This window comes from Duganella hordei (genome assembly GCF_040369125.1).
GTDB lineage: Bacteria > Pseudomonadota > Gammaproteobacteria > Burkholderiales > Burkholderiaceae_D > Rugamonas > Rugamonas hordei.
Map to the genome: position 1 here is coordinate 296477 of NZ_BPWI01000007.1, position 12402 is coordinate 308878.

Annotated in this window: 9 protein-coding genes; 3 read left to right on the forward strand and 6 right to left on the reverse strand. The window is 64.8% G+C overall.

Features of this window, described 5'->3' with window-relative positions:
• Positions 1-72: 72 nt before the first annotated feature.
• Genes ABWW33_RS18560 through ABWW33_RS18575 form a run of 4 tightly spaced genes read right to left on the reverse strand, consistent with a single transcriptional unit; the run spans position 73 to position 6561 of the window.
• Positions 73-1497, reverse strand: coding sequence for an efflux transporter outer membrane subunit (locus tag ABWW33_RS18560; RefSeq protein ID WP_353403179.1), 1425 nt, complete (start codon positions 1495-1497; stop codon positions 73-75).
• Complete coding sequence (locus ABWW33_RS18565) at positions 1494-4601, reverse strand: efflux RND transporter permease subunit (RefSeq protein WP_353403180.1); 3108 nt, start codon at positions 4599-4601, stop codon at positions 1494-1496. The genes ABWW33_RS18560 and ABWW33_RS18565 overlap by 4 nt, the downstream gene beginning before the upstream one ends.
• Positions 4598-5683, reverse strand: coding sequence for an efflux RND transporter periplasmic adaptor subunit (locus ABWW33_RS18570; protein WP_218087775.1), 1086 nt, complete (start codon positions 5681-5683; stop codon positions 4598-4600). Before ABWW33_RS18570 ends, ABWW33_RS18565 begins: the two co-directional genes overlap by 4 nt.
• Positions 5680-6561, reverse strand: coding sequence for an NAD(P)H-binding protein (locus ABWW33_RS18575; protein WP_176651559.1), 882 nt, complete (start codon positions 6559-6561; stop codon positions 5680-5682). The genes ABWW33_RS18570 and ABWW33_RS18575 overlap by 4 nt, the downstream gene beginning before the upstream one ends.
• 165 nt (positions 6562-6726) lie before the next feature.
• On the opposite strand from ABWW33_RS18575, the gene ABWW33_RS18580 reads away from it, so the two are divergent.
• The 3 genes from ABWW33_RS18580 (at position 6727) to ABWW33_RS18590 (ending at position 8844) form a co-directional block, all read left to right on the forward strand.
• The gene (locus ABWW33_RS18580; protein ID WP_176651558.1) at positions 6727-7341 is read left to right on the forward strand and encodes a TetR/AcrR family transcriptional regulator; all 615 of its coding nucleotides are present in this window, start codon (positions 6727-6729) and stop codon (positions 7339-7341) included.
• A gap of 62 nt (positions 7342-7403) precedes the next feature.
• A complete protein-coding gene (locus ABWW33_RS18585) occupies positions 7404-8360 on the forward strand; it encodes a GGDEF domain-containing protein (RefSeq protein ID WP_353403181.1) in 957 nt (318 codons plus the stop codon).
• Positions 8361-8397: 37 nt separating this feature from the next.
• On the forward strand, positions 8398-8844 hold the full coding sequence (locus tag ABWW33_RS18590) for an FKBP-type peptidyl-prolyl cis-trans isomerase (protein ID WP_353403182.1): 447 nt from the start codon (positions 8398-8400) through the stop codon (positions 8842-8844).
• Positions 8845-8849: 5 nt separating this feature from the next.
• Here the strand turns inward: ABWW33_RS18590 and ABWW33_RS18595 are convergent, their stop codons facing one another.
• Both ABWW33_RS18595 and ABWW33_RS18600 read right to left on the reverse strand, forming a co-directional pair.
• Positions 8850-10019, reverse strand: a complete 1170-nt coding sequence (locus ABWW33_RS18595) for an ABC transporter substrate-binding protein (protein WP_353403183.1) — start codon at positions 10017-10019, stop codon at positions 8850-8852.
• Between the two features lie 205 nt (positions 10020-10224).
• Positions 10225-12393 carry an alpha-L-rhamnosidase-related protein gene (locus ABWW33_RS18600; RefSeq protein WP_353403184.1) on the reverse strand — a complete coding sequence of 723 codons (2169 nt, stop codon included), beginning with the start codon at positions 12391-12393 and terminating at the stop codon, positions 10225-10227.
• Positions 12394-12402: the final 9 nt, after the last annotated feature.

Consider the following 12402-nt stretch of genomic DNA (forward strand, 5'->3'; position numbering starts at 1 on the left):
GTTTCGGTGCGATGGTGTGCCGTTTTCATCAATGACGTTGGCCATTTGGCTGCCAGTACCGCGCTCACATCGTCAACCCTTGGCGGGGCCGTTGGTCCAGCCGCCTCCCAGTGCCTTGTACAGGCCTATCCGGTTTTGCAATTCGGCCAAACTGGTACGGATGGTCTGTTGCTGTGCGCTGAACAGTGAACGCTGCGCGTCCAGGTATTCCAGGTAACTGGCTTCCCCGCCTTCGTAGCGCAGCCTGGCCAGGTCGTAGCGGACTTGCTCGGCATTTTCCTGCGCCTTGACCGCGCGCAGTTCGTCGCCCAGGGTGGCGCGTCCGGCCAGCGCGTCCGCCACTTCGCGGAAGGCGACCTGGATGGTCTTGTCATACTGGGCGATGGCGATGTCCTTGTCGGTCTTGGCCACGTTCAGCCTGGCCCGGTTGCGGCCGCCGTCGAAGATGGGCAGCGTGATCTGCGGCAGGAAGCTCCATGAACGGCTGCCGGAGTCGAACAGGCCGGACAGCTCGCTGCTGGAGGAACCGAAGGCGCCGGTCAGCGTGATGCGCGGGAAGAAGGCGGCGCGCGCCACGCCTATGTTGGCGTTGGATGCGCGCAGCAATGCTTCCTGGCCGCGGATGTCGGGGCGCGCCGTCAGCAGTTCGGACGGCAGCCCGGCTGGCAGCTCGGCCATGACGTTGCTGTCCCAGCTGGCGCCATGGGCCGGCAGCAGCGCCGGCGGCACGCTGCGGCCGGCCAGCACCGCCAGCGCGTTCTCGTCCAGTGCCCGCTGCCGCGTGGCCTGGGCCAGCGCGACCCTGGCCGCCTGCAGCAGCGATTCCGACTGGCGCAGGTCGTATTCGGAGCTGGCGCCTTGCTCGCGCAACTGAATCTGGCGCTGGTGCGATTCGGTGCGGCTGGACAGCGTTTGCCGGTTCAGGGCCAGCAAGCGCTCGTCGGCCAGCACCGCCTCGTAGACGGAGGCGACTTCCGCCACCAGACTGATCTGTGCAGCGCGCTGGGCCTGTTCGGTGGCGGCATAGCGCTCCAGCGCCGCCTGGCTCATATTGCGGACGCTGCCGAACAGATCCAGTTCGAATGCGGTCACGCCCAGGCCGGCCGTGTAAACGCTGGCGGTGCCACCCTTGCCGCCGGGCGCCACCTGGTCGGGGACGCGCTGGCGGGCGCCGGACAGGCCGGCATTGACGGCCGGCAGCCGGTCGGCCGACTGGATCTGGTACAGCGCGCGGGCCCGTTCGATGTTCAGCGTCGCCACGCGCAGGTCGCGGTTGTGGTCCAGCGCGATGGCGATCACCTGCTTGAGTTGCGGGTCCTGGAAGAAGTCCTGCCAGGGAATGTCGTGGGCCGCCTGGCCGCCGGCATCCGCCGGCGTTGGCCAGCTGCCGGCGACCGGTAGCGCGGGGCGTTCGTAGACCGGCGCCAGCGAGCAGGCCGACAGGATCAGGCCGGCCAGGATGACGGGTACGGTTTTCAGTGGATGGACGGTTTTCATGCTATTTCCCTTTCAACGAGGTGAAGGACCTCGGTGTGCACCTCAGGCGCTTGTTGATGTTTGCTGACTTTGAACCACAGCGAATACAGGGCCGGCAGGAACAGCAGGGTCAGCACGGTGCCGACGCCGACGCCGCCGATCAGCACATAGGCCAGGGGGCCCCAGAAGCTCGAATGGGTCAGCGGGATGAAGGCCAGCATGGCCGCCACCGCGGTCAGTATCACGGGACGCGCACGGCGTACCGTCGACTCCACCACGGCCTCGTACTTGCTGGCGCCGTGGGCGATGTCGTGCTGGATCTGGTCGACCAGGATCAGCGTGTTGCGCATCAGGATGCCGGCCAGGCCGATCAGGCCGAGAATCGCGTTGAAGCCGAACGGTTTGTCGAACAGCAGCAGCGTCGGCACGGCGCCCACCAGGCCCAGCGGAGCGGTGGCGAACACCATCCACATGGTGGCGAAGGAGCGCACCTGCAGCATGATCACCAGCAGCATCAGGATGATCATCAGCGGGAACAGCTTGGCCAGCGCGGCATCGGCCTTGGCGCTTTCTTCCACCGAGCCGCCGGTGTCGATGTGGTAGCCGGCCGGCAGGCTCGCTTTCAGGCTGGCCAGCTGCGGCAGGATGGCGTTGGTGACGTCGGGCGGCTGGCTGCCGTCACGCACGTCGGCCTGGACCGCGATGAACGGCTCGCGGTTGTAGCGCTTCAGGACGGCGTCCTCCATGCGCGTTTCGATGCGGGCCACCTGCGACAGCGGAATGGCGGCGCCGCCGGCGGTGGTCAGCGTCAGGTTGGCGATGTCCTTCAAGCCCTTGCCTTCATTGCGCGGGCTGCGGATCAGCACTTCCACCGAACGCAGGCCTTCGCGGATCTGGGTCGAAGGAAGGCCGTTCAGCAGGGCCTGCAACTGCGTCGCGGCATCGCGCGGATTCAGGCCGACCTGGCGCAGGCGCTCCTGATCCAGCACCAGGTGCTCGGTCGGGGTGAGATTGCCCCAGTCCAGGTGCGCGCCGCGCGTGTCCGGGTTTTTCTCCATGATGGCACGGACTTGTTCAGCGATGGTGCGCACCTGGCCGAGGTCCGGACCGGCGACGCGGAACAGCACTGGATAGGTCACGGGAGGGCCGAACACGAACTGGGCCGCCCGCACACGGGCTTGCGGGAAGCGGCCGTCCGCGATCATCTTTTGCACTTTCACCTTGAGCGCATTGCGGTCATGCGCATTTTCAGTCAGCACGATCATTTGTGCGTAGGCCGGGTTGGGCAGCTCGGGATTGATCCCCAGGAAGAAGCGCGGCGTACCCTGGCCGACATAGCTCGACACGATCTTGACCTCCGGTTCCTTCTTCAATGCCTCTTCGATGTCGTGCACGACCGCATCGGTTGCGCCGAAGGCGCTGCCAGGCGGCAGATTGACTTCGATGGTCAGTTCCGGACGTTCGGAATCCGGGAAGAACTGCTTCTGCACCGCGCCCATGCCCACGCCCGCCAGCAGGAATAGCGCCGCCGTCACGCCGGCGGTCAGCCATTTGTGGTCCACGCACCAGCGCACCAGGGAGCGCATGCGCTGGTAGTTCGGGGTGTTGTAGATGGCGTCGTGGCCACCGCCCTTGGCTGGAATATCGGGCAACAGCTTGACGCCCATGTAAGGGATGAAGTACACGGCGACCACCCACGAGGTCAACAGCGAAAACGCCACCACCCAGAAGATGTTGCCCGCATACTCGCCGGCGGTCGAACGGGCAAAGCCCACCGGCAGGAAACCGATGATGGTCAACAGGGTGCCGGACAGCATCGGTGCAGCGGTCGAGCTCCAGGCGTGCGTGGCGGCGGCGATGCGGTCCAGGCCTTCTTCCATTTTCACCACCATCATCTCGATGGCGATGATGGCGTCGTCCACCAGCAGGCCCAGCGAGAGGATCAATGCGCCCAGCGTGATGCGGTCGAAGTCGCGGCCGGTCATCATCATGATGACGAACACCGCGCCCAACGTCAGCGGCACGGCGGCGGCCACCACGATGCCGACGCGGAAGCCCAGCGTCACCAGGCTCACCACGATCACCACCGCCAGCGCGACCACGAACTTGATCATGAATTCGTCGATGGCATCGGTGATGGCGCGGGACTGGTCCGCCACCAGCTTGAACTCGATGCCGGTCGGCAGCGAGGCGGCGATGGACTTCTGTTCCGCGACCAGCGCCTTGCCCAGCTCCAGGCCGTTGTAGCGCTTCTTCATCACCACCGCCAGGTCGAGCGAGGCCTCGCCCTGGTTGCGGATGACGAAGCTGGCCGGGTCTTCGTAGCCGCGCTTGACGTCGGCGATATCGCCCAGCTTCAGCGTGCGCTCGCCCGCGGCAATCGGAATGTCCCTGATGGCGTCGACGCTGTTGATGGCGCCGTCCAGGCGCAGCTGGACGCGCGGGCCTTTGGTGTCGACGAAGCCGGCGGAGGCCACGTCGTTTTGCTTGCCCAGCGCGTCGATGACTGCCTGCGCCTTGATGCCCAGCGTGGCCAGGCGCTGATGCGAGATTTCAACGTAGATTTTTTGCTGCTGCTCGCCCAGGATGTTGACCTTCTGCACGCCGGGCACGCGCAGCAGGCGCTGGCGGATTTCTTCCGACTGCTGCACCAGCTGGCGGTGCGGCAGCTGCTTGCCGGTCAGGGAGAACAGCGCGAAGTACACGTCGGAATATTCATCGTTGACGATGGGGCCGACGACGCCGCGCGGCAGGTTGAGGGCTTCGTCGCCCAGCTTCTTGCGCACCTGGTAGAAGCTGTCCTCGACCGCCTTGGCCTCGGTATCGTCTTTCAGGTACAGCTTCATGATGACGATGCCGGGGCGCGAGGTGGATTCCACGCGGTCGTAGCTATCGAGTTCCTGCAGGCGCTTCTCCAGGCGGTCGGCCACCTGGCGCTGCATTTCCTCGGCCGTGGCGCCGGGCCAGGCGGCGGTGATCGTCATCACCTTCACCACGTAGGTCGGATCTTCCGCGCGGCCCAGGCGCAGGAAGGCGAAAGCGCCGGCCGCCACGATGGCGATGATCAGGAACAGGGTGATGGCGCGTTCGCGGACGCCAAAGGCGGAGAGATTGAAGCCGCTCATGATCCGCTCCCGCTTTGGGCCGGCAGCGGGGAGACCTTCTGGCCGGCTTTGAGCAGATGGCCGCCGAAGGCGACTGCGCGTTCGCCCGGCGCCAGGCCTTGCGACAACAGCGCCTGTTCTTCACCCAGGCGCGCGACCTTGACAGCACGCAGGCTGACGGTCGAGCTCTTGCTGTCGATCACCCACACTCCCGTGCCCTTGCCTTGATCCACCAGGGCGCTGACCGGCACGCTGATTTGCGGCGTTGCGCCTCCGTCCATTTGCACTGTCACGGTGGCGCCCAGCGGCGCGCGGCCGGCTTCGCCGCCCAGCGTATAGCGGGCCAGGTAGGTGCGGGTTTGCGGATCGGCCACCGAAGCCAGTTCGCGCAGCGTGGCGGGGGAGGACTGGTCCGGTTCGCTGTACAGGACGGCGGAGGCGGGGCGCCTGGCCAGGGGCAGCGCATTTTCCGGCAGGTAGACCAGTGCCTCGCGCGCGCCTTCGCGCGCCAGCTTGACGACGGTCTGGCCGGCGCCTATCACCTGGCCGACATCGGCCGGCACTTCCATGACCACGCCGTCCATGTCGGCCAGCAGTACCGCGTAGTCGCGCTGGTGGTCGGTCTGGCGGGCGCGGGCGGCTTCGGCGTTGGCTTGGGCGATCGCGGTGCCGGCGGCGGCCTTGGCCTGTTCATACGCCTGGGTCGAGACGGCGCCGGAGGCCAGCAGCTTGCGCAGGCGGGCTTCCTCGGCGACGGCTTGCGCCTGGCGCGCTTGCGCGGCTTCGACGGCGGCGTGTGCGGCGGCTGCGGCCAGCTCGTAGTCGACCGGGTCGATGCGCATCAGCGGCTGGCCTTTGCGCACCGCCTGGCCAGGATCGACCAGGCGTTCGACTATCTTGCCGGCCACGCGGAACCCGAGGTTGCTTTCGGTACGCGCATGGACCACGCCGGTGAAGGTGGCGCTGCCCCCGCTCGCGGATGCGGCCGTGAACCAGGCGACCTTGGCTGGGGAGTCGGGTTGGGATGCCGGATGGCTGCAGGCCGCAAGGCCCAGCAGCAACGTTGCGCCGACGATGCCGCGGATGGCGATGGGGGTGTTCATGGTTTGAAGGCTCCGATGTTGGTTTTGACGAATTGCTCGACGGTTTGTGGCGCCTGGCCGGTGATCTCGCCGATGACGCCGTCGACGCCGGCAAAGATGCCGTTCTGGTAGTCGACCGCTATCGCCAGGAAGTGCTGGATCAGGAATTCGGGCAGGTGGTATTTCTTCAGGTGGCGCTCGTATTCTTCGAGGGTGCCCGGGCTGTACACGATGCGGCGGTCGAGAATGCGGCTCAGTTCTTCCGCCAGTTCTTTTTGGCTGTATTCAACGGGGCCATGCAGCGGATAGGTTTTGCCGGTATGCGCGGCGGGATTGGTCAGGATGGTCGCGATCAGGCGCGCCTGGTCTTCGGCAGCGACAGGCGCGTGACGGCCGCCGCCCAGCGGCATGGCGATCCTGCCTTCTTCGACCAGCAGGTCGCGCACCCACGGGAAGGTCAGCCATTCCGAGAACAGGGTGGGGCGCAGGTGAACCGCGGGCACGCCCGACCAGTCCAGCACGCGCTCGGCGATCCAGTGGTCGCGCGCCGCGTGGCTTTCGGAATCGTCGCGGGCGGAGATCTGCGACATGCTGACCACGACGTCCAGGCCTGCGCGTTGGGCGGCGTCGGCGAAATAAGCGGTCGCCTGGATGAAGCCCGGACGCACCGGGTAGCACAGGTAGGCCGCGTTGACGCCGTCCACGGCGCGCAGCACGTCGTCGTGTTCCAGCAGGTCTCCAACCACGATTTCGGCGCCCATTTTCCGTAACGCTTCGCTGCGCTCGTCTTCGCTGTGCACCATGGCTCGCACGGCGCGGCCTTTGCTCAGCAGGTATCGGATGGTGTGCACACCGGTCTTGCCGGTGGCGGCGGTGATGAGGTATTTACGTCGTTCCATGACGCTCTCCAGATTGAGTGAGGCTGTGTTGAATTTATTTGGATTATAGACGACATCTAAATTGAGTCAAGAAAAATATCCTTCTTGCTTTTTATGGCGTGTCAGCCTATTTTTAAGATTGTTGGTATAATCTTAGTGAGAATAATGTGTCACAGGAGAAACGGAATGCGTAAATCGAAAGTGGAAGCGGCGGAGTCAAGGAAGCGGATCGTGGCGACTGCCAAGGGCATTTTTCTGCGCGAAGGCATCGCTGCCACGGCGATCTCCGACCTCATGGTTGCGGCGGGCCTGACCCAGGGTGGGTTCTACCGGCATTTCGAGTCGAAAGAGCATTTGGTGGCGGAAGCAAATGCCCTGGCTTTTGCGGATACTTTGGCAAGTTTCGAAGCGGCTGTCGCGGGCAAATCGCCCCGTGATGCCGTCGATGCGATCGTTCACCGGTATCTGCAGCAGCTTCAAGGTACGGAACTCGACGATCTCTGCCCGCTCTCCAACCTGTCAAGCGAGCTTCGCCATGCGGATGGCCAGTTGAAGGCCGTGGTATTCGAAGGATACTCACACTTCGTGAAGTTCATTGCCGCGTATTTGATGCGGCTGGACTACCAGGATTATGTCGGGCTGGCCGAGAGCATAGTGTCCGTCCTTGTCGGCGCGGTGTCTCTTGCCGGGGTGATGTCCGGGCAGGCTGCGTCGGAGGCGATCCTGGTCAACGCCCGGGATACGGTGAAGCTGCTGCTGCAGAATGCCGCGACCAGTTCGACCCTCGCCAGGGGCGCTTAGCAAGCAGCGGCGTCTGCGTTTCTAGTGCACAATGACGCCGTCTCCGCTTATTCGACTGATTCATGACCTCTCCGCACCTCGACTCCGCACCCGCCGCCCACAGCGACCCCAGCGTTTATCGCACCCTGCTTGAATCCACCCGGGCGATCCCCTGGCGGATCGACTGGGCCACCATGAGTTTCAGCTATATCGGTCCGCAGATCGAGGAGCTGCTGGGCTGGAAACAGTCCAGCTGGCTGTCCGTGAACGACTGGGTGGAGCGCATCCACGAGGAAGACCGCCAGAAGACGGTCGATTTCTGCGTGGCGCAATCGCAAAAGGGCGTGGACCACGAAGCCGACTACCGCGCACTCACGCGCGATGGCGACTATGTCTGGATCCGCGACGTGGTGCACGTGGTGCGGCGCGAGGACGGCAGCGTCGATTCGCTGGTGGGATTCATGTTCGACATCACTGAACGCAAGCAGTCCGAAGACAAGATCCTGCAACTCCAACGCGAACTGGAAGTCCTGTCCTACCGCGACAGCCTGACCGGCGTGGCCAACCGCCGCATGTTCGATACCCTTTATCCGGTCGAATGGGCCAAGGCACGCGCCACCGGCGAACCGCTGTCGCTGGTGGTGATCGACATCGATTACTTCAAGCAGTACAACGACCACTACGGCCATGTGCAGGGCGACGAGTGCCTGCGCCGCGTGGCCCGGGCGTTGGACACGTGCGCGTCCCGTTCGCGCGACCTGTGCGCGCGCTTCGGCGGCGAGGAATTCATACTGCTGCTGCCCGCCACGGACGAGGGCGCCGCCCGCAACGTGGCCGACCGCTGCCGCAAGCTGCTGGCGCACAAGGAAATCCCGCACGCCCGTTCCGGCGCCGGCCGCACGGTCACCGTCAGCATGGGCGTCGGCACCATCGTGCCCGGTGCCCAGGACGACCCGAACGTCTTCCTGGACCGGGTCGACCGCCGCCTCTACCAGGCCAAGTCCGCAGGGCGCGACCGCGTCTGCGACACCGAGGCTTGATCAACCGCCCTTTTTGCATTCCACACGAAAGAACAAGATGAAACAACTGCTTACCTCCTGCGCCATCGGCCTCACCCTGGCATTGGCCGTGGCCGGCTGCGAGCGCGCCAAGGCGCCACAAGCGGCCTCGGCCGCGGCCGACACTGTGCCCATGCAAAAGATCGATACCCAGGCCGGCAGCGGCAAGGAAGCGGTGGCCGGCGCGACCGCCGTCGTCAACTACACCGGCTGGCTGTACGAGCCGACTGCGCAGGCGCAGCACGGCGCGCAGTTCGATTCCTCGGTCGGGCGCGCTCCGTTCAGCTTCCAGCTCGGCGCCGGACAAGTCATCCCCGGCTGGGACGAAGGCGTCAAGGGCATGAAGGTTGGCGGCAAGCGCACGCTGATCGTGCCGGCCAGCATGGGCTACGGCGCAGGCGGCGCAGGCCCGATACCGCCGAACGCCAACCTGATCTTCGAGGTCGAGCTGCTGGACGTACGCTGAGCGGCTCACTCGGCAATGTCGGGCGACCTGGCTTTCTGACGCGCTTTCTCGATATGGCGGACCGCCTGGTCCGTGTCGTAGGGCGGCTTGAGGAATAGGCGCAGGCCGTCGAAGGCCGGCCCGACCAGCTCCACCTTGGCATCCCGGTCGAAGAAGTAGGTCAGTCCCGCCGCGCCCGCCAGTATGGCGTTGCTGGCTTCGCCCAGCAAAGGCAGCGGCGCGGAAGGGTCCGCCTGCGCCGACAAGGTCTCGTCGGCTTCGGCGATCTGGCGCAGGGCGCCGCTGTCCGCCAGGAAGGCGAGGAAGCGGTTGCGGGCACGGGGATTGCGTCCCACCGCAGGCTGGACCAGCACGTCGAGAGGCGCTTCTTCGTAGTTCGGAATGTCCGGAGAGTAGCTTGGAAAGGCGAAGAATCCGATATCGGCGGCGACCGCGGCGGGAAACCGGGCAGCGAAAAAACTGCCGGCCAACACCATGCCCGCGCGACCACGGTACAGGTAAGGCAGCACGCGATCGGTTTCCTGATCCAGCGTCGCTTCAAGAAAGTAACCTTTGCGCAGCAGGTCGCCCCAGACATCGAACACCTGGCGCACCCGCGCGTCGGTGAAGGGGACTTCACTACGCAACAGTTTGCGGTGGAAGTCGATGCCGTTGATGCGCAAGTCGAGATAGTCGAACCAGCCGGCAGCCGGCCAGCCATCCTTGGCCGCCAGCGCCAGCGGCGCCACGCCGGCCGCCTTCAGGCGCTCGCAGGTCTGCAGGAACTCGCTCCAGGTCTTCGGCGGCCGCAGGCCGAGGCGATTGAACAAGGATTTGCTATAAACCAGCCCCCAAACATAGTGATACATCGGAAAACCGTAGACCTCGCCGTCGACGCGGGTGCCTTCGATGGTGGCCGGGGCGAACTTCTTTTTCTTCAGCAGCGCGATCAGGTCGGCGTCGAGCGGGGACAACAGCTTGTTCCTGGCGGCGTCCCGCAAGCGTTCGCCCGCGTACCAGAATGCCAGGTCGGCGTGTCCGGTCCGCAAGCGGGGGAGGAAATCGCGCTTGTATTGTTCCTGCGGATAGCCATGGTGTTCGACCTGGATGTCGGGGTTGGCTGCGGAAAACTGATTGATGACGCTGATCCACGCGGTGCGCTGGCGGGTGTTGGAGACAATATAGTCGATCGCCAACTGCTCGGCGGCGCAAACGGACGGCAGTCCCAGCGCCGCACAGATCAGTCCGCATGCCAGCCAGCATGGGAGCAGTGGGCCTGGCCGGAAAGGGAGTGTTGCGAGGGTTGTAAGCATCCGCAAAGTTTGTTCGCGATGCCGCAGTATGTCAACTTCGGCGAGAGCGCGCTGGTTTTCCCCTACGTGGCTGCGAGCCTCACGGTCATCAATCCTTGGGACGCGCGACTGGATCCACCGGCGCCGCGTAATTCACCACATAGGTTCTTCCGCTTTCCAGCTTCATCTCGTAGCCGCCGGCGCCGTCTGCGCGGATCTCGCCGTCCGCGCTGCGTGGGGGCTGGCGGCTCTTGAATCGCAGCACGCCGTTGCCGCCGGCTGCCGTCACCTTGATCTGGCGCTCGTCGGCAAAGACCGCGATGTCGCCCTGCGGCGTCGGTACTTTCCCCTCGATCCATTTCAGACCGCCCAATTGCGGCTCGACGACGTAGGCGGCATAGCCGGGCTGGGTGGGGCGCACACCGAGGTAATATTTGCCCAGCAAGTAGACCGGGCTCGCTCCCCATGCATGGCACAAGCTCATGCCGAAGGGCTTGCCGTACATCGCGTACTGCTCGGTGCCTGTCTTGGCCGGATCGTACTGCTCCCAGAAGCAGGTGGCGCCTTGCTTCAGCATGCCGCCCCAGTAATCCTTGATTTGCCCGGTGACGTAGGTCTGCTGTCCGCTTTCGGCCAGCGCCGCCAGCTCGTAGAAGCGCATGTACGGCGTGGTGATCTTCAGGACCTTGTCGTTCAACAGCACGTTCTTCTTCACAGACGCCAGTTGCCCCGCATCGAGATAGCCGAACATCATGGCGAACATGTTCGGGTAGCGCGTCACCAGCGGATTCAGTTGGTCGCCGTTGCGGCCATGGATGAACAGCTGCTTGTCCTTGTCCCAGTAGGTGGCCATGATCCTGTCCTTCAGCCCGGACGCCAGCGCGCGATAGCGCTCCGCACCCTCCGCGTCCTGCGCCAGCACGGCGCTTTCGGCCATCGCTTCCAGGCTGCGCGCCAGCAGGATCTGGATCACGGCCAGTTCCCCATTCTTGGGGATGGGCGCCCAGTCGACAAATACCCAATCGCCCGGCAAGCCGGCCAGCATGCCTTGCTTGTTGCGGCGGCCCAGCACGAACTCCATCAAGGACACCATGCGCGGATACACGCTTTGCACGAACGCCTGGTCCCCCGTGTACTGGTAATACTGCTGGATGCTGATAAACCAGTACAGCGAGTAGTCCATGATCGTATTGATATGCATGTCCACCGGATCGGCGCCGCGCAAGGCCCAGGTGGTTCGCTTGACGGCATCGCGGTCGAAGAATGCATAGTAGTTCATCAGGTAGGCCTGCGCCGCGTCGCCGGCCCAGACCCAGCGGTCGCGTTTGATGCCGTCGACGAAGAATTCCCTGGTATTCAATTCCAGCGTACGAACGGCGACGTCCCAGATCCGGTTCAACTCGGCATCCGAGCTGTTAAACGTCCCGCGTTGGCGCAGGGGCAGGTATTCGTACATCAGGGAGATGTCGGCGACGGTGATGCCTTCGTCCGTCAGCACGTTGACGTAGCGAAGTGCCCGCGATCGATCTGCAACGAAATCGCCGCCTTTGCCGTCCACCGCGTAGCTGTCGAGAGTTTCGCCGGTATCGACGGCAAGCGCCTCGTCCAGCGACTTGCCGTAGTGCAGGACGACTTTGCCGCGTCCCCGTAGTCCTTTCAATTTCACGAAGCCTACCGTCTCGCGGCCAAAGTCGACCAGTGTGGCGTGCGCGGAGCGCTTCAGCGCCACCGCCGGCAGCTCCGTCGTGGCAAGCCGGTAGTCCGACGGCCGTTGATCCGGTCCATCGAAGTTCCAGCTCGCCGCGTGGACGGGAACGCCGTTGGGCGGCTGGTATTGCGGCGTCGGGCCCACCGTCCAGCCGGCATCGGATTGAACCGTCGCACCCTTCACATAGATCGCCGGCGGCGCCGCCTGGTTGAACACTTGAACGTTGATCACGTGCTGGCCTGCCGGCACCCGGATCAGGCGCTGGTCGCCCTGGACCGACCCGCCGTCGATGGCGACGCTGTACTGACCCTCCGCCGTTACCGCAATCTCCTCGGCCGCCGCCAAGTCGACGCGGCGCGTGAAGTTCACTTGCGGCTGATGGCTGTACAGGCGCCAGAACGGCAGGAACAGCGCGTCGCGCTCGACCCGCTTGACCTGCATCTGATTGCTCAGCCAGATCTCGAAATCGCCGGGATACCATATCCAGGTGGCCTGGCCGGCGGCAGACGAAGGCAAGGAGAGCAGCAGGGCCAGCCAGCCCGCGACCATGACGACGATATTTTTGCGCATGCAGGCCTC